Annotated in this window: 18 protein-coding genes; 6 read left to right on the top strand and 12 right to left on the bottom strand. The window is 44.3% G+C overall.

Annotated elements, in window-relative coordinates; translation table 11 throughout:
• Positions 1–43 precede the first annotated feature (43 nt).
• The 6 genes from GWR21_RS25275 to GWR21_RS25240 all read right to left on the bottom strand — a co-directional run bounded on the left by GWR21_RS25275 (position 44) and on the right by GWR21_RS25240 (position 11,402).
• On the bottom strand, positions 44–3,079 hold the full coding sequence (locus GWR21_RS25275; protein ID WP_162334488.1) for an efflux RND transporter permease subunit: 3,036 nt from the start codon (positions 3,077–3,079) through the stop codon (positions 44–46).
• Between the two features lie 5 nt (positions 3,080–3,084).
• On the bottom strand, positions 3,085–6,255 hold the full coding sequence (locus GWR21_RS25270) for an efflux RND transporter permease subunit (protein ID WP_162334486.1): 3,171 nt from the start codon (positions 6,253–6,255) through the stop codon (positions 3,085–3,087).
• Positions 6,256–6,268: 13 nt separating this feature from the next.
• Positions 6,269–7,348, bottom strand: a complete 1,080-nt coding sequence (locus tag GWR21_RS25265) for an efflux RND transporter periplasmic adaptor subunit (protein WP_162334484.1) — start codon at positions 7,346–7,348, stop codon at positions 6,269–6,271.
• A 15-nt stretch (positions 7,349–7,363) separates the two neighbouring features.
• Positions 7,364–8,002 carry a hypothetical protein gene (locus tag GWR21_RS25260; protein WP_162334482.1) on the bottom strand — a complete coding sequence of 213 codons (639 nt, stop codon included), beginning with the start codon at positions 8,000–8,002 and terminating at the stop codon, positions 7,364–7,366.
• A gap of 2 nt (positions 8,003–8,004) precedes the next feature.
• Positions 8,005–9,258 carry a 6-bladed beta-propeller gene (locus tag GWR21_RS25255; protein WP_162334480.1) on the bottom strand — a complete coding sequence of 418 codons (1,254 nt, stop codon included), beginning with the start codon at positions 9,256–9,258 and terminating at the stop codon, positions 8,005–8,007.
• Between the two features lie 1,070 nt (positions 9,259–10,328).
• Positions 10,329–11,402, bottom strand: coding sequence for a DUF1573 domain-containing protein (locus GWR21_RS25240; protein WP_162334474.1), 1,074 nt, complete (start codon positions 11,400–11,402; stop codon positions 10,329–10,331).
• Positions 11,403–11,818: 416 nt separating this feature from the next.
• Between GWR21_RS25240 and GWR21_RS25235 the strand changes: the two genes are divergently transcribed.
• From GWR21_RS25235 to GWR21_RS25225, 3 genes are read left to right on the top strand one after another with little or no spacing between them, the layout of a single operon-like run.
• Entirely contained in the window at positions 11,819–12,184 is a 366-nt protein-coding gene (locus tag GWR21_RS25235) for a LytR/AlgR family response regulator transcription factor (protein WP_162334472.1), read from the top strand.
• Positions 12,185–12,214: 30 nt separating this feature from the next.
• On the top strand, positions 12,215–13,684 hold the full coding sequence (locus tag GWR21_RS25230; RefSeq protein ID WP_162334470.1) for a TolC family protein: 1,470 nt from the start codon (positions 12,215–12,217) through the stop codon (positions 13,682–13,684).
• 51 nt (positions 13,685–13,735) lie between these two features.
• Entirely contained in the window at positions 13,736–14,101 is a 366-nt protein-coding gene (locus GWR21_RS25225; RefSeq protein ID WP_162334468.1) for an iron chaperone, read from the top strand.
• Between the two features lie 27 nt (positions 14,102–14,128).
• Here the strand turns inward: GWR21_RS25225 and GWR21_RS25220 are convergent, their stop codons facing one another.
• From GWR21_RS25220 to GWR21_RS25205, 4 genes are all read right to left on the bottom strand, one after another.
• The gene (locus GWR21_RS25220; RefSeq protein WP_162334466.1) at positions 14,129–14,707 is read right to left on the bottom strand and encodes a Maf family protein; all 579 of its coding nucleotides are present in this window, start codon (positions 14,705–14,707) and stop codon (positions 14,129–14,131) included.
• A complete protein-coding gene (locus GWR21_RS25215) occupies positions 14,707–15,648 on the bottom strand; it encodes a geranylgeranylglycerol-phosphate geranylgeranyltransferase (RefSeq protein WP_162334464.1) in 942 nt (313 codons plus the stop codon). The genes GWR21_RS25220 and GWR21_RS25215 overlap by 1 nt, the downstream gene beginning before the upstream one ends.
• A gap of 55 nt (positions 15,649–15,703) precedes the next feature.
• A complete protein-coding gene (locus tag GWR21_RS25210; protein WP_162334462.1) occupies positions 15,704–16,225 on the bottom strand; it encodes a KdsC family phosphatase in 522 nt (173 codons plus the stop codon).
• Positions 16,226–16,360: 135 nt separating this feature from the next.
• Positions 16,361–17,140: a Rossmann-like and DUF2520 domain-containing protein gene (locus GWR21_RS25205; RefSeq protein WP_394367279.1), complete on the bottom strand. Its 780-nt coding sequence runs from the start codon at positions 17,138–17,140 to the stop codon at positions 16,361–16,363.
• Positions 17,141–17,429: 289 nt separating this feature from the next.
• Between GWR21_RS25205 and topA the strand changes: the two genes are divergently transcribed.
• Together topA and GWR21_RS25195 are read left to right on the top strand one after the other, a co-directional pair.
• Positions 17,430–19,784, top strand: coding sequence for a type I DNA topoisomerase (topA, locus tag GWR21_RS25200; protein ID WP_162334458.1), 2,355 nt, complete (start codon positions 17,430–17,432; stop codon positions 19,782–19,784).
• 23 nt (positions 19,785–19,807) lie between these two features.
• Positions 19,808–20,695, top strand: a complete 888-nt coding sequence (locus GWR21_RS25195; RefSeq protein ID WP_162334456.1) for a transglutaminase-like domain-containing protein — start codon at positions 19,808–19,810, stop codon at positions 20,693–20,695.
• A 99-nt stretch (positions 20,696–20,794) separates the two neighbouring features.
• Here the strand turns inward: GWR21_RS25195 and GWR21_RS25190 are convergent, their stop codons facing one another.
• Positions 20,795–22,930 (bottom strand): carboxy terminal-processing peptidase, encoded by a 2,136-nt coding sequence (locus GWR21_RS25190; RefSeq protein WP_162334454.1) that lies wholly within the window; start codon positions 22,928–22,930, stop codon positions 20,795–20,797.
• A gap of 304 nt (positions 22,931–23,234) precedes the next feature.
• On the opposite strand from GWR21_RS25190, the gene GWR21_RS25185 reads away from it, so the two are divergent.
• Positions 23,235–24,491, top strand: a complete 1,257-nt coding sequence (locus GWR21_RS25185; RefSeq protein WP_162334452.1) for an MFS transporter — start codon at positions 23,235–23,237, stop codon at positions 24,489–24,491.
• A gap of 4 nt (positions 24,492–24,495) precedes the next feature.
• Here GWR21_RS25185 and GWR21_RS25180 read toward each other — a convergent pair whose 3' ends face one another.
• The gene (locus tag GWR21_RS25180; protein ID WP_162334450.1) at positions 24,496–24,990 is read right to left on the bottom strand and encodes a YkgJ family cysteine cluster protein; all 495 of its coding nucleotides are present in this window, start codon (positions 24,988–24,990) and stop codon (positions 24,496–24,498) included.
• Positions 24,991–25,169: the final 179 nt, after the last annotated feature.

Here is a 25,169-nt window from a genome sequence, read left to right as displayed (position 1 = left end):
CATATATTTGCAGGCGTCTGGTACTCACCGGGCGCCTCTTTCTTTATGCCTTCGTACGGTAACACCACCAATAGATCAGTGGAATAAAGAACAGACTTACGAAGGTGCCGAACAGCATCCCTCCTATTACTGTCAATGACAGCGGCCGTTGTAATGTATTCCCCAGATCATTCCCAAAGAGAAAAGGTACAACTGATAAAGTAGTGGTCATGCTGGTCATTAAAATAGCATGCAGCCTCATTTTACCGCCCAAATGGATGGCATCGATCACTGACATGCCCTGCTTCCTGATCAACGTATTGATGGTATCTATTTTAAGTATGGAGTCATTGAGTATAATACCACAGATCACAATAATGCCGATCAGTGACATCACATTTACAGAAGACTTAAACACGTAGAGCATAATGAATGCGCCTGCAATACTGATGGGCAACTCTGCCAGTACAATCAATGGCTGTAACATGGATTCAAACTGTGCAGCCAGGATGAAGTACAGCAGTAATACAGAAAGTAATAGTACGACTCCTATATTCCTTATCAGTTCCTGCCTTTCGAAATAAGCACCTGCAAACGTCACCTGCATACCACTATCTTTCACACTATCTGCCAGCAATGCCATCGTCCTCTCGGGGTCACTGGTACTCAACGGAACCTTGATATACTTCCCCTCCCTGCCGCCATCTATCATCTTAAAATTCACCCTGTTCCGGATAGTAACCATCTCCCGTACGGGCAATCGTAAGCCTTGTTCATTCATTACTGTCGCATTGCGCAATATATCATCCAGTGTTCCGCTATTCCCTCCCATCGTAACAGGCAGGAACTGGTTGCCGTTTTTGATATCAAAGACGCTGTTATCTGCTATCATAAATTTTAACTGCCTGTAAATGCTCTCCGCTGTTACATGATACAGTAACAATTTCTCCGTATCAAGTATCAGCTCTTTGTTCAGCGTCACAGGTACGGGCATGACCTGCTGATCTCCCAAACGGCGACGCCAGTCCTGCAATATCTGACCCGCCATTGCAGGATCAGGAAAGACGCCATTTTCTGCAGCAGCTAAATGCGCCACCAGTGGATAAGCCGATTCATCAAAGATCTGTTCGAAAATGGAAGCCGGGGCTCTTACACTAAAAATAGCATGTGGATATCTGTACTGTAGTTGCCGTGCAATATCCGCCTTTACTTTTTCCAGTCCAGCCCCACGCATACCTATCAGATAGATGCCGCATGCAGCCGGTGACTGCTCTTTTTCCCTGGACAGAATAAACTGTTGCTCACCGATATAACTTTCTATACGCGTTGTAGTCTTCAGATACCCTCCAATCAATGCCTGTACCCTGCTCACATTTTCATCGAATGTAATATTCTCATTCCAGTCAATGTTGACTATCAGATCTGACTGCTCGATCTGTGGCAACTGTTCCTGTCTCAATATCGACAACAATCCATATCCAGTGCCCAATACGACCAGCACCAGCAACATTGTTATCAGCTTATGTTTAAATACCCAATGGATACCTGCTTCGTATATTTTCGTCAATGGACCATCTTCTCTCACCCGCTGCTCCATCAGTCCACCTTTTAATATACTGCGTTCAAACATGATGAACAATGTTGGTAAAAGTATCACTGCTATCAGCAAAGAAGCGGCAATACCTAATGTGATAGCAATGGCCTCATCATAAAACAATGCACCCGATATTCCTCCCATAAAGATCAGTGGAATGAATACTGACACTGTTGCAAACGCTGATGAGATCATAGGCCTGATCATACCTGCAGTGCCATACAAACATGCTTTTCCAAACGGCATACCGTCCATGCATTTTTGTACAATATTGTCAATGACAATAATCGCATTGTCTATCATCAGCCCTAATCCAAGTACCAATCCTGAAAGAGAAATGATGTTGATAGACAAGCCGATTATATAAAATAACAGCAGACTTATAATCAGCGCTGAAGGGATTGTAACACCTATCAATATAGGGATACGCCAGTTTCTTATGAAGAAGAAGAGAATAAAATAAGCAAGTATCCCACCAAATACAAGATCCTGCATCAGGTTATTTATGGAAGCATCCAGCAAGGCAGTCTGGTCTCTTGTAACAGTAAAAGCTACCTGTGGATAGTCTTTGCTGAACTGCTCAATAGCTGTATTCACAACCGCTTTCAGATCGCCGATACGGGCCTTATCATGCTGAAAAACGGCCAGATTAATGCCTGCGGCATTTCCTATGAAATAACCTCCCTCCCGCTCTTTCTGACGAATGCTGACCTCTGCTACATCATCCATTTTATAGATCCTGTCTCTCCAGCTGAACTTTATATTTCGTATATCTTCAACTGTATTCAATCCGGCTGAAGAAAATGAGAGTACGTATTGAAAGATACCGTCTTTTACCAATGCACTACCCATTGATATATGTTGTTGCTCCAGCACTGCAACGAACTGTTCCGGTCGGATACCGATCGCCATCATAGTAGCCGTATCTGGTATGATCCTTACTTCGGGATATTCCACACCTGTCACGTCTACCAGTGCCACTTCATGTAGTTGTTCCAATCTTTTTTTAATAGTCTCTGTTGCCAGCTCTCCAAGGCGTACCAGGCCTCCGACGTCCTGCTGCTCATTCCCCTGGCCTTTAAGCTGCATATTGATAAACAATACCGGAATATCCGTCAGACTAGCCCTCACCACGCGGGGACGTTCAGTATTGGCAGGAAACCTGGACATAAAAAGATCGATCTTTTCATTGACATCAATAAAGGCATGATGCATACCGGTGCCATGTCTGAACTTGATATGGATCACTGCGGCACCGTCCTTTGTCTCACTTTCAACCTCATTGACATCGGCCATCTGGCCCAGTGTACCACGCAACAATCCGGTCATCGTCTCTTCCAACTCTACTGCTGAAAACTGTTTATTATGCAGATAAACCGAGATTTCAGGTATTTCTACATCAGGTAATGGCAATATGGGTATATGCCGGGAAGCTACCAACCCTAATAACAATAACGATATAAATACTGATAATACAGACACTGGTTTGCCGAGCAAGGCCTTCATAACACTTATTTTTTATATCGCTGCAGGTGATTGTATTGCTGATGTATGCGCTTACCTGCCAGGCATACAGGCAGGAACAGAAAGTAAGCAGGCAGGGCGATCAGTATGCTGCCTGCTACACATACCATCTTTAGATAGTTGGTCGTATCACTGGTATAATACCAGAAACTCAAAAAGCCGCCTGCACAGAAAATAGCTGACAGTATAACCGGTAAGGCCGTCCTTCGCAATGTGATGAACAACAATAATACAGCCCATCTGTTACCATGGCTTTTCAATAAGCCGCTATATAATATTGTGATCAGCAATGGCCCCCCGGCCACAAAGCCGCTACATAAAAAGAACGCGATCGCGCATTCATTGAACGTAACTTCTAAAAATACGGCTGTAATAAATACTCCCGTAAAAGAGAAAAGTACTATCAACGTGATATACAATGGCTGCCGCAGATCATTCAACACAACACTACCTGTAATAAAGACAGCTACCATTGCCAGTAACAATGCGGCGCACAACTGACGTGCTGCCTGTAAAGCTTCCATAGACGTACTGGCAGCTATCTTATAGCCAATAGGAAGATGTCCGCTGATATCTGCTATCATATTATCACGGAAGTATTCTCCAAAATGTTCATCACCCAGTAAGGTGTAATGGACCACCTGGTTATACTGTTGGTTCTGACGTACGATCGCTGAGGATTTTGAGATGGTATCGATTCCCCCCTGTTCCGATAGTCTGAGCCAGGCAGCAGAATCTTTGGAGATGGGACTATGCAGCAGGCTCCACAGATCTATTGTTGTGCTACTATCCGACTGTAATACAACAGGCACCAGCTGCCCTTCCATAGGAATACTAACAAGGGTACGTGCTGTATTACTATTATGGCCGTTCTGTCTTGCAATAGCCTGCATATCAGCATCACGAAGTATAGTATTTCCCATCATTCCGAAACTGAACTCATAGGAAATGCCTTCTCCCAAACGCTCCGTGTTACTATGAGTATTCCTTACTACAGCACTTTTCACGCGTGGCTGTTCTAATAACTTTCTTCTGATATCTGCGGCAATAGCGTACAGTTGCCTGTAATTATATCCAGCCACCTCGATCATATAATTACCCAGCTCATTTCTTTTCACATTACTGAATCCAGCGCCCAGTCCTGTAATAATGAAACTAGCCAGTCCTGTTTGTGCAGCCTTCTCTTCAAGACGACTTTTCAGATAAATGGGAAAACCGCCTTGTGCATATGCATCCTTAAAAACAATGCGCATCTGCGCACTCCCATCACCTTTCATTCTGGTGCTGAACTGTTCTAACTGTGGCATATCCCTGAGATAGCTTTCAAAAGCACCTGACACAGCAACAAGCCGGTTGTCTGATATACCCACAGGAACAGAGATACTGATCTCTAATTGGGTCCGCTGATCTTTCCGCTGATATGCGAAAGGCGACATCTGCTGGTTCACAAATTGCGACAATGTACCTCCGAGCCATTTATCTGTAACAGGTCTGATAGTATACCGATAAATTGATGTACCGATGGTTTTATTATACAATCCGGCACCAGGCTGACCAGGCTGCATGTATTGAGGCAATAAAAATAGGGGGAGTCCGAAAAACAGGACACCCCCCGGTATTAACAACCATTTACAACGATATAGGGATGAATAGAAAAGGTATAAATAACAGGGGACTCTCAGTATTGGTGCTGTATAGCTCCTGCGCCGCCACCGCCTGACAGTTATCTGAAGCTTATTACATAGTGCTGGTACAAATAACCATACTGACAGTAAGGATACCAACGTATAAGTAATCAGGGGACCCGCAATATCCCAGATATCTGCCCTGACAAATGCATCGGTAACAAACAAACTTAATAACGTACTGATGACTATCAGATGTATGCCCGCAAGTGTATACAACACCCCCGAACGAACCAATGAGCTGTTCACCATCCTTATGACGACTCCATATATACTAAAGATCAGTGCTATGCACAGTCCTACCATCAAAGGTACCGTGAGGGTGTAATGTAGTGCATAAGCGATTACGCTCCATATACCAACAATACATAGCTGTGATAAAAGCAGGACAAATACATATCTATATCCTTTAAATAGCAGCATACCTGATAGTATGGCTGCCAACATGATCCCCGATATACGCCATATCATTTCTTTCAATGTATTGCGCACTACCGATACACTATTCTCCTGTAACATCAGATCATATCCGACGGGAAGTCGCTTTCGAAGTATAGCAGTGATCTGTGCTGAAGCGGCTTCCGCATGCAGCGAATTGGCATAACCTGCACTAATAAGGCCGAACGTAATAGCCTGGTGTGCATTTATTCTTAATGTGCCCGGTCCTTCCTCATCTTCCATTGCAACGGTTGCAACCTCTCCTAACAAGACGGTATGCCCATTCAGCACAGCGACAGGAATCTGCTGCCACCTGATAGTATTACCGTCCACCAAATTACTCACGGATAAGTAAACACGCCGATCCTTGCCGTTATCATCGGTTTCAGTTACCCTGCCCAGTTGTTGCCGTTCTATATATTTACTGATCTCCCTACTGATCGTTTCACTGGTCATTCCATGATTGCTAATCTTTTCACTGCTATAACGAATAACCAGCTTCCTCTCCGGTCTTCCACTAATGACTACTTTACTAATACCGGGAATGCTATTAATCGCAGGCAATATGCGCTTATCAAAATAAGTAGCCAGCTCTCTGGCTGTACCCGGACCGCTAAATGTATAGGATAAAATCACACTACTTCCATCTGTATTGCTACCACCGGCGGTAATGATTGGATAAGATGCACCTTCGGGCAGCAGTTTATGCAGTTGCCTTATAAGCGTAGATATCTCTAATTTGGCTTCTCTGATATTCACATTCTCATCCAGGGTAACTGAAATATTGCACTGCCCCGGCTCAGACACAGTCCGGATGTTTTTTACCTCTGGTAATGTAGCAATGACTCCTTCCAGTTTCAGCGATACATCCTGTTCTACTTTAGCGGCAGCCATACCCGGATAACTGCAATGAATACTAATATCATGAGAGGTCCTTTCCGGTGTCAGTTTAACAGGCAACTGCGGCAACAGAAAATAACCAGTCACTGCTAATGCAAAGAAAAACACGATCACTGAGAAATCGGATACTTTCATAGGCTGCATGTTGTTATTTGTCAACGATAACCGCCGCGCCGTTGGTCAGCAATTCCGGATTAGAGACAATGATCTGTTGCCCTGTTTTCAGGCCGGTATTGATCACAATATATTTCTCATTATCCGGCCCGGTCTCCACATAGTTAAGCTTAGCCACTCCATTTTCAAAAGTATATACTACTTTCCCATTCTGCTTCTGTACAATGGCTTCTTTGGGTATACTGATCTTTGTAGGAATAGTATTCAGGATACAGACCTTCACATTCATACCACTGAGGTAACCGTTATCTGCTGGTACTGATACTATCGCCTGTACCTTAATCATACCGTCTTTATCGACCACCGGATTGATAGCATGCAAGTGTCCCTTTAATATCTTATTCTTTCCTCCATAACTGTTAACGGTTACTGCCATTCCTTCTTTGAGATAAACAATATCTGATTCCAGTAAGGTAAAAGAGACTAGCATCTTACTGTTAGAGATGAGTGTACAGAATTGCATATTATACGTCTCTGCATAACTACCGGTCTTTGCTTCCAGGCCAGATACAACACCATCCACCGGCGCTGTGATGTCAGCCTGCGCTACTTCATAACGCACTTCTTCCAGATCCAGCCAGGAGGTTGTATAGCTGCTTTTGATCTTCGCCATTTTAAGAATGCCTGGTGGTACACGGGCAGTATCCGCCAACCGGTAACCGTAATCGATCAGCTTATCATCCAGCGCAATCATGGCCCGCTCCCAGGCATCTTTCGTACGTACCAGCTTACGCAAAGCCGCTGTTTTGTCCAGTTCGGCCATTACCTGTGATTTATGCACATACTGTCCGTTCTTTACATTGATACGGCTGATCTTTTCATTAAAAGGAAATTTAATAACCTGCGTTTCCAGGCTTTCAAGCTTACCATTTGTGAAGATCTGCTGCTCAAAATCACTCATCTCTACGGTACGCACCTGTACGCGGGTAGTAAAGAAACTATCTTCCTTTCCGGCGAAAACCTGGCCCATATTATCTGTACGTGCAGGCGCAGACTGGCATGCTGCAAAAGCACACAGTCCGGCTACCCCAACCAATCTCCAGCAAAATATCATACTACAGTCACAAGGTTAATGATGAAAGAAACGTTTACGTACTATTTGCAGGTAACTATCGGACAAAGAAGGATTATTCTTGTCAGGCATAAAAAAGAGGGATGTCTTTTTTGCATCGTCCAGTACAAAATAACAGGGCTGTTGCAGGTGTTCCGTGGTGAATCCAAGCGTATCCGCAATATTATATACTTTATACGGCACCTTAAACCGCTCTATATATAACTGTGCCTGTGTGAGTGTAGGAAAGGAGGATGACAGGATCACCACTTCATCTGTGTGCAATTCTTCTTTTAAGGCCGCAATATTTGTTAGTTCATGCTCCACACAGGCAGAACAGGCATTCCTGTCAAACAGGAAGACCAGCACCCGATGACAGGCGGGCAATAACTTATTTGCAGCTATTTGCTCTCCACCGGTCAATGTTATATGATCAGGCAGTTGCACTCCGTCATTGGTGAACTGCTCTATCATAAATTGCTGCATCGTTTGCTGTAATACTCTGTTATTTGTTTCACTCATCTGAAGCTGTGCCAGCTCCTTATTGACGGCCACATTCCCCGGCACATTATGTGCGTTGCTTTTATTCTTAAAGAACAGTATAATATTTCCTGCGAACGCCAGTATAAGCAGTCCCGAAAAGATTTTCATTTTCATGACTAGAACGCTTTGAATTTACAACGTACGATCATCTCATTGTCGTTATCGCTCATCCCCGTCGTCATTTTCACCAATTGCTGCAATGCATTGGGATCTGTAGTAGTTGCGGATGATTTTGCCACAAGCTCTTTCATTTTATAAGGCTTTACGGTAGCAATAAATTCATCCCCATCGGCAGCAATAAACATCAGCTCCTGTGCAAAGAGATCGTTCTCTAAATGCCCGGTGATAATCTTCCCGCTTTTCTTGGAATAGATAGCGGTATTATACTGTCCATGGTACGCATAACCGAAGTGAATAAAAGAAGGTGTCTCGAAAAAGTTAGATACCATGCATGCTTCTTCAGGCAGCTTCTTTAAATAGGTAGAAATCTCTTCCCCGGTCCTTTCCAGCAAATCGAATGTACTCTTATGGTCACCAAAGTCAATAACGTACTTAGGCTTTACTACTTCAGGAGCAGTGATGGTGTAGATCGTATCACTGAATACGAGATTATAATATACTTCATCTCCAACACGGCTGAATGGATTATTCACATAAAAATGCAAAGAGCCGTTAGGAAACTTCTTTACACTGAAAGGGAAATAACGTTGTAATTTTGGTGTATTGAGCAGGCCGGACTGAGAAGCGATTGACTGTTGCGCTGGTGGAGTAAAAACATACATATTCGCACAGTCAGCCACCATTGTATCACCGGCATACATGTAGTTAATCATCTTATCTGTATTCATCAGGATGTCCTCTCTATCATTCAGTACCATAAAATTGCTATAGAAGAAGCGCAGTTTATTTTGCTTCAATAGTTGCCCGTCTGTGTTAAATACAGACAAGTTATTACTGGTCGCACTCTTAACATAGATCTTATCTTTATAGGTATCTATAGCATCTATAGATTGCAGATTGGCTGAGTCAATAGCGCCTGCTTTTATCTTATTGATGAACTTCCCGTCCTTATCAAAGATCATAACCGCAGATGAGATATCATCGTAGATGATGTACTTATCAGCAGTGATATTCAGTTGCTTGATCTCTCCAAACATATGGTCACTTTTACTGTCAGGTCGTACGACCTGGTAACCATCAGTAACAGCCGATAACTTTAACTGACCTGAACTTACGGGTACGCTGATCTTTGTCAGGTTTTCATTAGCTGTAGTAGCATTGTAACGGACAGGCCCATTATTCTCATCAGTAGAAGTCTTACTCTTGCAGGCAGTGAGCGAAAGGGCTAACAGAATAAAAACATTACGCATTTTCTATGATAGGTATATTTGAGTAAAGGATGACATTGTATGCAGGTGCATACAATGTCAGTTAATGATCAGCTCATCACCAGGAATACCGGTCCTATTACTTCATCCCTGTATGCATCCGGTGATTATGCTTAATTAGTTACAGCAGCTGTTTGGATAAGCCTTTGCATATAATGTAACTCCAGTGCTATAACAGCAAGCGAAGTAACCACTACCAGCAGTTACAGATTTGGATGCGCCACCGCCACCAACTCCGGGAATTGTGGGAGCCGTAATCGTACATGATGTTGAACCGCAACCGCCGCCGGAACATCTGCTTGGACAACCACTACCGTCGCCGCCGCCGTCGCCAGGGACACATTGCGAGTAGAACTGATTTACGAAATTACATGTGGCACCAGATACACAAAAGGTAGTACCAGTCCAGCCTTCACCACCACATTGTCCCCAAAGAGGGCTCTGTGCAATGGAACTTGTCATACTTCCTAAAACAATAGCAGTCATGCTGCAAATGACTGCCAAACGTCGAACTAACTTTTTCATGCTATTTAATCTTGAGGTAAAAAATAAATGGAAACATACATCGCATATAGATCGGTTTATGCGGGATCAATGCTAGTGCAGCATCTCTTACAAAGGGCAACAGCTGTTGGGGTATGTCCTGGCATAAATTGTTACTACATCGCTATAGCAACAAGCAAAATAGCCGGCGCTGGCTGTTACTGATTTTGATGCACCACCGCCACCGGTACCTGGAATTGTAGCAGCTGTGATAGTACATGACGATGCACCACAACCACCGCCGGAGCACCTGCCTGGGCAACCGCCTCCAGGAAGGCATTGTGAGTAATATTGATTCACCATTTCACAGTATCCGCCGTCAGCGCAGGTGGTAGAGCCAGTCCAGCCTTCACCACCACATTGTCCATAAAGGGGGCTTGAAGCAATAGAACTTCTCATACTTCCTAAAACAACAGCAAGCATGCTGCAAACAATTACGATGCGTTTAAGCAACTTTTTCATGTAGACTTGGTTTTAATGTTAACAAAAAAAGATACTGGTTGATTTGATTAAAGCACGACGCCTTTGAGATGGATCGTTTTATAGGAAGCATTGGTGTTCATATGAACAAATATGTCTTTATCGTAACTGCCTGCTTCAGATGTATGAAATACACCTGTTATACTACCGGTGTCGGATGGGGCAATAGGCATTTCAGGCCATGTAAGTTGTATGCAATCACAATGATGTTCTGCTCGTTGTATAATTACAGGATGTGTGCTGACATTTTTGAAGCGGAATGTAAAATACAGGTCTTTACCTGCAGACACGCTATCGGCCGTCAGTTCTTCATTTTCAAAAAACAGTTCATCTGAATTTACTTTTGGAGAGGTCGCATAAGCGTCATCCGGCAATCCAATCTTTCTCATTAACGGGCCATATAGAAAGCGGTCCCTGCCTGTGTAATTATGTGCGATTTTCACCTGGTAAGCTGTTGCCTGCTCATTAAGCCCCATCCTCCTGCTGAAACTATACATCTGATAAAAATTATACAGGTACTCACCTTTCTCAAGCGACTTCCTTGTCAGCTCCATGGCATGCTGCAATGTACCTTTCTGCTGAGGGATCTTTTCAGCCTCCAGATAGGCCTGCAATGCATAGTATACCATTTCCTTATATTTCTCAATTGAGATCCCCAATTGAAAGCTCTCCTGAAATTTATACGGGTCTATATAAATGCTGTCCATATCACCTACATTAAAATATTTTGAATTCGGAAATCCGAATGCAAGTATCTTTCCATCACTATCAAGAAAGTAGGGAAATGGCAGGGCATTTACTTTTAAGATCTGTGCAAGTACATTTTGTTCAGGGTCACTCAGATAAACTTTATATGGAATAAAGTCTTTGTTGATGGCATCTGCTACACCGGGTAGCGTATCAAGGTATTCAGCAAATGCCTTGCATCGCGGACAGGTAGAATCAGCTACCAGGACAAACACCTTCTTATTCTCCTCTTTTGCCTGTTCAAGGATCTCGGAAAGACTACCCCGCCTGTATTTCACGCCTGAACTACAGGAACAAAAAAACAGCATTACAATGACGAACAATAATGGACAGGTTAAACGTGTCTTGGTACTCATAAAGCGGTATAAGGTTACAATGGTTGTATGTTCTCAAAACTAACTGATAAACTCAAACATTTCAGTCCATTCAAACACAATTAAGAATACAGGTCATTATCTCCGGAATCCACTCTCATTCTCACAGGATCTCCTGTTTTTACTTAAATGCAGGAAAAGACGGGTACTCATAAAAAAGTCTGCACACTGTATAAAGTATAAACCTGTACAGATCTTATCGTTATCCCGCCGCAATTTGTTATTTTCCAACCCTAAAGCAACCCGACCGCCAAATCTTAGCGTTTATTTCCATTTTTTTTCTCTGATTAAAATTTTTAGTTTCGGTACACCAGACACACATGCTCGTAACGGCAATTTCAACCAATCTCATTAAGCACACAAACAAATCTGTTTTACTATTAACACTGTAACCCATAATGTCCATCGAGAGAATATTGATCCCTTATCAGGATAAGATCTATGTAGTGGCCTATGCCGCCGTGCTGTTTTTCAAATCGGATAACTATTATACCCATGTATACCTCACAGATGGCCGTAATTATGTTATCTCAAAATCATTATCCAAACTGGAAAAGGAAGTGCAGCACCCCATATTTATAAGAGTAAGTCAGTCATTTCTCGTCAACAGAAATTTCATCAACAGTATAGACAAAAAGAAAAAGGAGATCAGCATCACCGATAAACACCAGCTGCCTTTTACAGTGTCTGTCAAAAAGCTGGTGGAACTGATCCGGCAGGACCTGACATTACCAACGCCATTACACGATACAACAGAGATCTGAAAACAGATTTACCTTTCATTCCACTTACCTATGCATCTCATTTCAAGATATGTACTGCTGCCGTTTGTGCTCATACTACTTTGCTGCTCATCCGCCAGCAGTCAGGAAACGATAAGACTTTCGCTGCACAATGCCATTTCTCTCAGCGCTGGTAGCTCGCTGGATAAAAAGAAGGCGGACAATATCATTAATTCAGCTTACTGGAACTACCGTGCTTATAAAGCCGGCTTCCTGCCAAAATTATCTCTCCAGGGTAGCCTGCCAGATTACTATCGTGTGATCAACATGATCACCCTGCCAGATGGTAAATATGATTTTGTCTCACAGAATGTCGCCAGCTCTAACGCGCACCTGAACCTTACACAGCAGATAGGTCTTACCGGTGGCGCTATTTCTGTATCTTCCTCTCTGCAACGGCTGGACAACTTCGGTTCATTCAGTAATACGGCCTATACTGCTGTACCGCTCACCTTTAGTTATTACCAGCGTAATGTCTTCTACAACGAATACAAATGGTTCAATAAAATAGAACCACTGCGTTATCAGGAATCAGAAAGAGAATACCTTGAAAACATGGAAAACATCGCGTGTAACACGGTCGATAAATATTTCAATCTGCTCAATGCGATGTTACAGGTCAAGCTGGATAAACAAAACTTCCAGAATATAGATACACTCATTAAGATCACGCAGGCAAGGTTCGATATAGGCACAGTAGAACTGAATGACGTACTACAGGCGAAAGTGAGTTTACTGAATGCACGTAAAGCGCTGGCTAATTCACGGCTTGCATTAAAAGACGCCGAACAGCAATTCACACTATACCTCAACTTAAGCCGAAATACAACGCCAGAACTGCTATTACCCGACACACTTACCTTCTTCGAAATAGACCCTCAAACAGCTATCTCCAAAGCCTCTCAAAACAGACAATACGCCATTTCCCATAAGAGAAGAAAACTGGAAGCAGAGCAGGCTATTGCCCGTGTCAGATCAGAGACGGGCCCCTCTATTAACATGAGCGCGAATGTAGGACTTACGCAAACAGGCAACTCGCTGGGCAGGGCTTATAATGACCTCCTCCGTAACCAGGCTGTCAGCATCGGATTTAACATCCCTTTATTAGACTGGGGTGTGAACCGGTCGAGCCGGAAGAGGGCTGAAGCCAATCTTGAACTGGAATTAAATAACATCACACAGGAGCAGCTCGCCTTCGAACAGGATATTAACTATAAAGTGATGCAATGGAATATGCAGGAAGAACAGATGAATATATCAAAAGAAGCCAGTGAGCTGGCACAGCAACGTTATAATATTGCCAAAGAAAAATATGCCGCCGGCGGACTTAGCTATACGGACTTCAACAATGCGCAGCAGGATAAAGACAGGGCAGCTGTCGACTATCTCACTAACCTGCATACCTACTGGCTGCTTTATTTCACGTTGCGGAAAATAACCCTCTATGATTTCAGTACCCATAAAAACATCAGTGGAAGGTAGTTTTTATCAGGTAGCAGTGGCTTGTTATATTTGTATACAAACTCCACTATCATGAAAACTACAGCGCCTGATATTGATGCCTACATTGCTGACTTCCCCGAAGATGTGCAGGCTATCCTCCGGCAAATCCGCGCGACTATTCACCAGGCGGCACCCGACGCAACGGAAGATATCAAATATGCCATCCCTACATTTGTACTGAATGGCAACCTGGTGCATTTTGCAGCCTTTAAAAACCATATTGGCTTCTATCCTACACCAACGGGCATAGAAGAATTTGAGCAGGAATTATCGGTCTATAAGCAGGGAAAAGGGTCTGTGCAGTTTCCGCTGGACCAGCCAATGCCGCTGGACCTGATTACGCGGATCGTGAAATACAGGGTTAAACAAAGTCGGGAAAATAAAAAGAAGCAGTAAGATGACTGCAGCCATCTTACTGCTGTACTATTTTTTGGCGATAGCGTCCAGCGCTTCCACTACATTACTTACCGGCAGTCCCATCACATTGTAGAAACAACCATTTATACGATCAATACCGACTGCACCGATCCATTCCTGAATAGCATATGCACCTGCTTTATCGTAGGGTTTATAAGCATCCACATAATAAGTGATCTGCTCATGGGTCAGTGGTTTGAAATGAACCTCTGTTTCTTTGGAAAAAGAAGATTCCTGACCGTTCTGTCTGATCACCACACCCGTAATAACACGATGGATACGTCCACTGAGCGCAGAAAGTATACGAATGGCGTCATCCCTGTCTTTAGGCTTGCCTATGATCGTATCATCCAGTACCACGACCGTATCCGCCGTGATCACAATATCGTCGTCTGTACACAGGGCCGCCACTGCTACTGATTTCTGGCGGGCAATATGCACAGGTACTTCAGGAATAGCCATGTCGGCAGGAAACGTCTCGGCAGTATCCACCACCTTCACATCAAAGGGAATACCTGCCTGTTCCAGCAACTGCTTTCTGCGGGGAGATTGTGACGCAAGCACCACCCTTTTTCCGGTATACATCAGAGTAATATTTTAAAGAAGATCATTGATAAGATTCCGGTCAGCATCAGCCATTTCACAAGTGAACTTACCTTGTGATAATGTTCCTGCAGATGTGCCTTCCTCAGTAAAGCATAAATATAAAATACAGGCGCCTGTACCAGCAATACCAGGTAAATGATAGCAGGCCACCAGCCAATAAAGGCGATCCTGATCTGTACCAGCAGGATCAGTACCAGCAATATCAGCATCAGTGCATAGCAGATCTGTTTCGCGGGATTCACCCCCCATACGATAGGGATCGTACGGCAACCATCTTTGCTATCTCCCAGCATATCTTCCAGGTCTTTCACAATTTCCCGGATGAGAGAGATGATAAAAGCAAAGAGGGCATATACACCGATCACCTGTATCAGCTTGCGGCCTATCGGTGACATGATAGCCTCAAAGCTCTCATAGATCTGTTTTTCGTAAAATCCTACGACAACAACAGCCAGTGCTGTCAGCAGGGAGATCAGCACATTGCCGATCATGACCTGCCGTTTAAACGAAGTAGAGTAAAACCAGAGGATCAGTGAACAGATCACCTGGGTGAATCCGAGATAGATCACCCCGATACGCCAGGCCACTATAAAGCCGATAGATACACCCGCCATATTAAAAATGGTATGCCAGGCCATTGCCCAGCGGCGGTTGATGATCTTATCAAGTACCATCTTCTCCGGCTTGTTAATAATATCAATGTTGATATCAAAATAGTCGTTAATAATATTACCAGCTGCTGCTATCAATACTGTAGATAGTGACAACAGCCAGAATGATACCCATGACAGGGAAGGCGTTTCTCCATTATAAGCTAATACCGGTGCTACCACACAATATTGCAGGAGGAACTGTGTCAGGGCTATATAAATAAGATTCGGATATCGGATCAGCTTGAGGAAGGCAATCAGCAATTTCATAATTCAATAATTGCGGTAAATGTAATTCCGGTTATAGATAGTATGGCCGCAGCTGTTAACGGCTGGCCACTTCCTCATCCATCATCCAGTGGTCATTCAGTTTCAGTACTTTCTCAATCACTTCACGTACACAACCGTGACCGCCGTTAACAGGAGATACATAACGGCAGATACCTTTGATTTCCGGTGCAGCATCTGCAGGGCATACCGGCAATCCCACCAGCTGCATGGGCCGGTAGTCAGGAATATCGTCACCCATAAACAGGATCTCCTCCCATTTCAGGTCATTTTCAAATGCATAGTCCTGCAGCTTCTCCTGCTTGTCCAGTACACCCATATATATGTCCTTTATACCCAGCCCCTGTAAACGACTCACCACACTCTCTGATCTTCCACCGGAGATGATCACCACACGGTATCCTTTCTTCACAGCCAGCTGTAAGGCATATCCATCCCGGATATGCATCCTGCGCGACTGTTCCCCGTTAGGCAATAACTGTACGGTTCCGTCTGTCAGTACACCATCAACATCAAATACAAAAGTGGAAATAGGCTTAAAGAGAGCTAAAATATTCATTATGTGATAATTAGGAATTGGAAATCAGGGATCAGGAATTAAGAGGACAGCCATTTGTAAACAGCTCGATGCTTAATTCCCAATTCCTAATTCCTAATTGCCAAAAGTAATACAGATTTTTGATGTCAGCGATCGTTAGCTCTTATGAAAGTCATAAATACTGTCTGACATCACCTGGTAGATCAGTTTCAGATACTCTTCTTTTTCGAGGAGTGCCCGGTGACGGGACATCGTTATTTCATCCTTACGGATAGCAGGACCGGTTTGTACTGACTCTGGCGGAAACTTCTCGAGCCGGTCAAAGGTCTCCTTAATAATAGGTTGCAGCAGGGTAAAATCAAGGCCGGCAGCTTCACAATAACGTTTAGCCCTGGCTATCAGATGATTAGTAAAGTTATTCACCAGCACCCCCGCCAGATGCAACTGGAGACGCTGTTCAGAATTCACTTCCCTTATATCCGGACTAACACTTTGAGCGACAGCCTTTAATCGTCGCATCACTTCCTCATTAGCGCCTTCCAGCAGTAACGGGATGGGCGGATAATTCTTTACTTCCTTACGGAGCGACTGTAACGGATACATTACGCCGGTATTGATCGAGATCTTTTTAATAGCATCCAGCGGTACTGCACCAGCAGTATGCACTACAAAGCGCTTGCCCAGTCTCAGTTCATCGTTTAGTTCCGGTATGGCGGAATCACTTACCGCCATCAGGTACACGTCCGCCTCCATATTAATATCCAGCAGGTCATTGGTACCGGTAGAATGCAGCGATTCCGCCAGCTCCACAGCATGCTCTTTACTACGGCTGATCACCTGTAGTATCTGGTGACCGTGTATCTTCAATAAATGACCAAAACAATGCGCCACATTTCCTGCGCCAATAATTACTATATCCATTCGGTTAAGGTTAATATATATTATGGTGTACCGGTTTTGAAAGTAAAATGAAGTGATATCGCACTCATATCTTTATATGGCTGGGCTACTTTCCATTGTTACCTACGCTGTTATCCAGCAATTTAAGTATTAAACTGTTAATGCCTCATTTTTAATGAATTTATCAAAAATATTACATTTATCTACAATACATTATAAGAGTCTTATTTTTTATTCTCAACCTACTTTTATATACTTGCAAAATTCGTAATTGTATTTTATATACGAAATTTTACGTATCTAGTAGCTCATAAAGACGGCATTCATGGCAAAAAATCTAGTAATAGTTGAGTCTCCGGCGAAAGCCAAGACCATTGAAAAGATACTGGGCAAAGACTTCGAGGTGAAATCCTGCTTTGGTCACATCCGTGATCTGGAAAAGGATGATATGGGTATCGACATCGCCAACAACTTTAAACCGAAGTATACCATACCTGAGGATAAAGAGAAGATTGTTAAGGAATTAAAGAAACTCGCCAAAGACACTGACGAAGTTTGGTTAGCAACGGATGAGGACCGTGAAGGGGAAGCCATATCCTGGCATTTGTGTGAGGTACTGGGTCTGGACCCGGATGTTACCAAACGTATCGTATTCCACGAAATTACGAAGCCCGCCATTGAAAGAGCCGTACAACAGCCCCGCCTATTAGATATGAACCTGGTCAACGCCCAGCAGGCCAGACGTATTTTAGACAGAATAGTTGGTTTTGAATTATCTCCGGTGCTCTGGCGTAAAATGAGCATGCGTAATTCATTATCCGCAGGCCGTGTGCAATCTGTTGCTGTGAGACTGATCGTAGAACGCGAACGTGAGATCAATACATTTAATGCCGTTAGTGCTTTTAAGGTAGAAGCCTTCTTTACTGCTAAAGATCTTCAGGGCAAAAATATTACTTTTAAGGCTGAAGGACCAACCCGTTTCAAGACGGCGGAAGATGCCGAAAAGTTCCTGCAACAGTGTGTTGGCGCGGCTTATACAGTGAAAGATATTCAGGTAAAACCAGGTAAAAAATCGCCTGCCGCTCCTTTTACAACATCTACACTCCAGCAGGAGGCCAGCCGTAAACTGGGATACAGCGTTTCCAAAACAATGCTGCTCGCCCAGAAACTCTACGAAAGTGGTAACATCACCTATATGCGTACTGACTCTGTGAACCTGTCAGATACGGCCCTCGCAGATATTCAGAACGCTATCAATACGAACTACGGCCAGAAATATCATCAGTACCGTAAGTTTAAAAATAAGAACGAATCAGCACAGGAAGCCCACGAAGCGATCCGTCCTACCTATATGGAAAACGCCACTGTTGATGACAGTGACACCAAAAAACTGTATGAACTGATCTGGAAACGTACGATCGCCAGCCAGATGAGCGACGCAGAACTGGAAAAGACCATCGCTAAGATCGATATCTCCACCAACCACGACGAACTGACTGCCAGTGGTGAAGTACTGAAATTCGATGGATTCCTGAAGGTATATATGGAAGGTAAAGATGATGAAGATGTAAGCGATGAAGAAGATTCAGATGGTTCTTTACCCCCACTTGCTGTAAAACAGGCACTTGACCTGAAGGAAATGAAGGCTACAGAACGCTTTACCCGCCCTGCTCCCCGTTATACGGAAGCAAGCCTTGTAAAGAAGCTGGAAGAACTGGGTATCGGTCGCCCTTCTACCTACGCACCTACCATTACCACCGTACAAAAACGTGGATACGTAGAAAAACGCGACAAAGAAGGTATAAAGAGAGACTTCCGGATACTGAGCCTGAAAGCCGATAAGATCACGAAAGTAACCGAAAGTGAAAATACCGGTGCGGAAAAGTCCAAACTGTTTCCAACAGACCTGGGCATGATCGTTACTGACTTCCTGAACCAGTACTTCAGCTCCGTAATGGACTATGGCTTCACTGCCAAGATCGAAGGTGAGTTTGATGAGGTAGCCCATGGTAAGAAGATCTGGAATAAAATGCTGAACGACTTCTATACGCCTTTCCATAAAGATGTGGAAAACACACTGGAAAAAGCGGAAAGAGTGAAAGGTGAACGCCAGCTCGGTATCGATGCCGAAAGTGGTAAGCCAATCGTAGCACGTATGGGACGCTATGGCCCTATGATCCAGATCGGTAAGGCGGAAGATGAAGAGAAGCCGAAGTTCGCAAAAATGAAGTCCACTCAAAGTATAGAAACCATTACTTTAGAGGAAGCAATGGAGCTTTTCAGACTACCGCGTAACCTCGGACAGTTTGAAGATCAGGATGTACTGGTGAACATTGGTCGATTCGGTCCGTACGCCGCTCACGATAAGAAGTTCTATTCCCTGAAAAAGGAAATGGATCCTTATACAGTGGAACTGGATGAAATAGCGCCTCTGATCGTGGAAAAGAGAACGGCAAAAGACGAACGTACCATCAAAGTATTCGAAAAAGAAAAGATCCAGATACTCAAAGGCCCATACGGACCTTATATTAAACAGGGACTGAGAAATTATAAAATACCGAAAGAAAAGATTGACGCCGCCGCGGACATAACGCTGGAAGAAGCCAAAGCTATCATCGAAGATGTAAAGGCCAACCCTCCAAAGAAAAAAGCGCCCCCGAAAAAGAAGAAGGCGGAATAAATAGACACCTGTATATTCATTCTATGCATGAGACCAAGGAAATAAACGCTTTATTCCACCTGTTGGACGATCCTGATCAGGAGGTGTATGATACTGTTGCCAGCAAGATTTTACTGTTTGGAAAAGAGATTATTCCGAACCTCGAAAATCTCTGGGAAAACACTGTGGATGAGTCCATCCAGGAAAGAATAGAACAGCTTATCCACCGGGTGCATTATGATGATTTACAGATTGCATTGCAGCAATGGTCTAAAGCTGAAGCGCCTGACCTGCTGCAGGGAGCCATCCTGGTAGCCCGCTACCAGTTTCCCGATATGCAACCATCACAGATCGTCACTGAAATTGAAAGAATAAAAAGGAATATCTGGCTGGAGCTGAACAACTATCTCACGCCACTGGAACAGATCAATGTGCTTAACAGCATGATCTATAATTACTTCGGACTGAAAGGAGAAGAAGTAGCCTATGTGCGTAAGAACCAGTTCTTCATTAACCAGGTCATTGAATCCCGTAAGGGTAATCCACTGACTAACGGCATCGTATACCAAAGCCTCTGCGCTATGCTCGACCTGCCCGTATATGCGGTGAATATCCCCCGGCAGTTCATCCTGGGCTATTTCGATACGTTCTACGACTTTACCGAAATGCCTAAGCCTGATGATGTCCGTATCCTCTTTTTTATCGATCCTATCCAGGGACAGATCTATTCTCATCAGGATGTGGAAGGCTATCTGAAAAGAATGTCTATACCAAGGACGCCGTATTATTTTCAGCCGCAGTCCAATAAACGCATCATTCAGTTCCTGCTGGAAGAACTTACCAAGTGCTTTCAGGATGACAAGGAAAGCTACCGTCGTGAGGAACTGAAGATGCTGATCAGAATGCTGGAAGAGAAAAAAGGCGACGAATAAGTCACGCACAAACAATATCAGTTATCACATTTAGTTATAAAATAAAAGAAGGCTCGTGTAATGCGAGCCTTCTTTTATTTTATAACTAAGCGTGATGAATTATTTGTTAGCCGGTTTACCCTGTAGTTTAGGGTAAGATAATGCGATCAGATCGTTCATTACATTTACCGCCTCATCCAGATAGATGTCTTTCTGCCTGAATTTTAACCAGTCTTTGTTACGGGCCAGTTTGGAAGAATCACCCGCCAGTCTGTCGAGGTCAGTTTTCAGACTTACAATGTTCAGTTCCTTCACTTTATCATTCACTGCATCATAACGTTTCAGGGCATTCGTGTTTGTCTTCTGCTCTGCTTTATATGTTTGCAGGTTCAGTGAATAAGCTTCCTGGCTTTCCATTTTCTTCAGTGTGACAATGTTGTCATTCATCATTTTGAATGCTTCGCTGGAAGCGATACGTTTCTCACTGCTTTTCTTCAGCGCATCTACCGGTACCGGCTCCATCCACACACTATATGGTGCTTTCGGGATCTCATCCCATGCCAGCGCATCATCATCCTTACGCTCTGCCACTTCATAATATGGATCAGGCAACAGGATATCGGAAGTCACGCCTTTCAGCTGGGTAGAACCACCATTTGCACGGTAGAACTTCTGCTGGGTAAGTTTAATAGCGCCCAGCGCACCCAGCTCTTTATTGGAATAGAAATCGTCCAGGTTCAGCATACGCTGTACGGTACCTTTACCGAAAGTAGTACTACCAATAATCACCGCACGTTTGTAATCCTGCATAGCAGCAGCCATGATCTCAGATGCAGACGCACTGTATTCATTTACCATGATAGCCAGCGGGCCACCATACTGTACACTCTTATCACGGTCACGCAGGATCATCGGATCGCCACTACGGGATTTTACCTGAACAATAGGACCTTCCGGAATGAACAGGCCAGCCATCTGTACCACGTCCTGCAGGGAACCACCTCCGTTGAAACGCAGGTCAAGGATGATACCTTCCACATTCTCTGCTTTCAGTTTAGTGATCTCTTTAGCTACGTCTTCTGCACAACGGGCGCCATTTCTATCGTTGAAGTCTGCGTAGAATTCAGGGAGATAGATATAGCCCAGTTTATGCTGACCGTTGATAATGGCGGATTTCGCAAATGTATCGTCCAGTACCACTTCGTCACGCACGATGTCGATGACTTTCTGGGTACCGTCTACACTTTTCACAGTCAGTTTAACGATGGAACCTTTGCTACCGCGGATCAGTTTAACGGCATCTTCCACCGCATAACCTGTCACGTCAACAGGTTCTTTATCACCCTGTCCTACTTTCAGGATCGCATCATTTGCTTTCAGGCGACCATCTTTCCAGCTGGCGCTACCTGTTACAATGCTGGTGATCTTGATCTTACCGTCTTCTTCCTTCAGCTGTGCACCGATACCGAAGAATTTACCAGCCATCTGCTCTTCAAAGGCGCGCTTCTCAGCAGGCGGGAAGAAGTCAGTATGCGGGTCCATGGTAGTAGTGATGGCATTAATGAACATACTGAAACGTTCATTGTCATCCTGTTTATTTTTCAGGCGATCGAAATAACGATCGTACACTGTTTTTACTTTGGCCCGTGCTTCCACTTCCAGTTCAGCATCAGTTTTAGGCTTCTCGGCAGCAGCTTTATCTTTCTGGTCTTTTGCTTTGTCACGGCTTTCCTGCAGTTCCACAAATTTCTCCAGCACACGGTATTTCAGTACTTTCCTCCAGGCATCCTTACGGGCTTCCTCGTTAGCCGGATAATCCACCTTATCAGGGTCCAGCGTTACCTTTTCTTCTTTGGAGAAGTCAAAAGGCTGTGCCAGGATCTCCGGGTAGATAGCGGCAGCTTCTGTTACGCGCTGTTTGATCAGGGTATTTACGGCATTGAAGCATTCCAGTGGTGCTCCCTGTAATTCGTCGTCTATATGTGTAGATACGGCTTTCAGTCCGTCGACATCACTTTTAAGAAAAAACTTCTTCTCCGGGTCCAGGCTCTTCAGGTATTTATCAAAAACTTCCTTAGAATAGGCATCGTTAATTTCCTTAGGCTGGTAGTGTCCCTGAGTGAGTATTTGTCCAACCAGGCCCATGATCACCTCGTATCTGCCTGGAGGATCTTCTTTATGCAGTTTGCTGAATGCTAAAACCCCCATGGAGATGGAGAGCAGGGCAACTGGTATAATCACTTTCATTCTTCTCATAGAAATCCAAAATTGAGCGTCATCAAATATAACATAAAATAGCCCATCGAAACAGAAGGGTAAATTGCTTTTAACAAAAGATTGAGAAACAGTATAATGCAGTGTGAGATGCAATTAGCTAGCATTTAACGGGTTGCTGCATTTTACGTTTTTACAGATGCCAAAACCAGACCAACTTCTACAGGAGGGGTTCTACCTATAAAAATAAGCATCTTCTGCCGATTTTATCTGACCGTTTATCAGTTTAGCCCTACATCCTATCCGTCAAAATGTCTATTTTTGCCCCGCTACAAAAAACTGCACAGTGGATAATCCGGCTACTATTAAGAACGACCCTTACGCTTCGTTACGCATACCTGAATTCAACTATTACCTCGTCATCCGTTTTGCGCTGGTCTTCGCACTGGCCATGCAATTCACCATTGTTGAATGGAAAGTGAATGCACTTACGCATGATCCATGGTCGCTCGGTCTCATCGGTCTGGCGGAAGTCATTCCGGCAGTACTTGTTGCGCCTTTCGCAGGACATATTGTGGATAAAAGGGAGAAACGCGGCTTATTGCTACTCTGTGTGCTGGCTTATGTGCTCATTGGAACCGGATTGTTCCTGCTTACGTGGGATAAGGCAGTGGAAGGGATTTCCGTTAAATCGGTACTTAACATGGTGTATGCGCTGGTATTTCTTGGTGGTATAGCGAGGGCTTTTCTGAGTCCTGCCAACTTCTCACTCATGGCGTTGATCGTACCCAGAACCCTGTATGCCAATGCTTCAACGTGGAGCAGCAGCTCCTGGCAGATCGGCGGAATGGCAGGTCCCGCACTCGGAGGACTGTTCATTTACTTCCTCGGTATACACTGGTCCATGCTACTGGTGGTGGGTATCTTTCTGATACCATTGTACTGCCTTATTAAGATCAAACCTAAGCCTATCTACTATAAAGAACAGGGTGAAAGCTTCCTGGAAGGACTTACCAAGGGAATGCGTTTTGTATGGCATACCAAGGTTGTGCTGAATGCCATGGCGCTCGATATGTTTGCGGTGCTGTTTGGTGGTGCAGTATCGATGCTGCCTATCTTTGCCACGGACGTGCTGCATGTAGGATCGCTGGAATTCGGGTTCCTGCGTGCGGCGGTCGCTGTCGGTTCGCTTACTACCATGTTCGTACTGGCGTATAAACCACTGGTGCATCATCCCGGGCTTAAACTACTGGCAGCCGTCTTCGGTTTCGGTGTTTGTATTATCGTATTCGGGCTTTCCACCAGCTTCATACTTTCCTTCTTCGCACTACTGATCAGCGGAATGCTGGACGGTATCAGTGTTATTATCCGTCAGACCATCCTGCAGTTAAAAACGCCGGATGACATGCGCGGGCGGGTGGCAGCTGTCAGTTCCATGTTCGTCGGTTCCTCCAACGAACTGGGGGCATTCGAGAGCGGATTTATGGCCCGGGCAATCGGTCTGGTACCCTCTGTAGTATTTGGCGGATGTGTCACACTGGGCGTAGTGGTCACTACCTACATCATCTCTCCGGCCATGCGTAAGCTGGATCTTAAAGCCTGACGAGCTACAGTTTTGTGACTTTCTTTAATTTATCCAGCACATAATAAACTGCCGGACAGATCGTGCTGTTCAGGTAGGTGATATTAGGTCGCTTGATAAAATCGAAGCTGTCTGTATAAGGATAATTCTCACAATCGCCCGGACGGGCATCGTAGATGCTGCAGTAGTTATCGGCATCCAGGAAAGGACACGGACTGAATTTCACTACATAATCGCCATCCTCATCCATACGCAGGTATTGCGCAATAAATGCAGACTCCTTCATGCCCAGGTATTTGGAAATGCGTTTAATATCGGGCATTTTAAAGCGCGGGCTGATCGTTTTACAGCAATTGGCACATTTCAGGCAGTCCACATGACTGAAAGCCTCATCGTGCATATCAGGTAATAACTTCTCTACACCCCTTCCCCGCTTTGACTGTAGTTTCTGCAGAAACTGTTTGTTGGCTTTCTGCTGCTCCTGGGCTTTCTGCTCCCAGTTAATAAGTAATTCGTCCATTTGGCTGCAAAGATAAAGGATTACCGGAAAGCTGTTGGTAACGGTCTAAAAGCGGGACATGGCTTACTGATATGTTCGGGTTCCCTCCTGATACCTTCCTCAGTGGCATCTGGCCCTGTCCTGAACCCTTTTTAAACGGCGCCTGATCTTTGTACTTTAAGGGTACTTAAAGGTCACCA

The sequence above is a fragment of the Chitinophaga agri genome, assembly GCF_010093065.1.
Lineage (GTDB): Bacteria > Bacteroidota > Bacteroidia > Chitinophagales > Chitinophagaceae > Chitinophaga > Chitinophaga agri.
The sequence above is the reverse complement of the archived record's forward strand: the minus strand, read 5'-3'. Positions and strand labels throughout refer to the sequence as shown.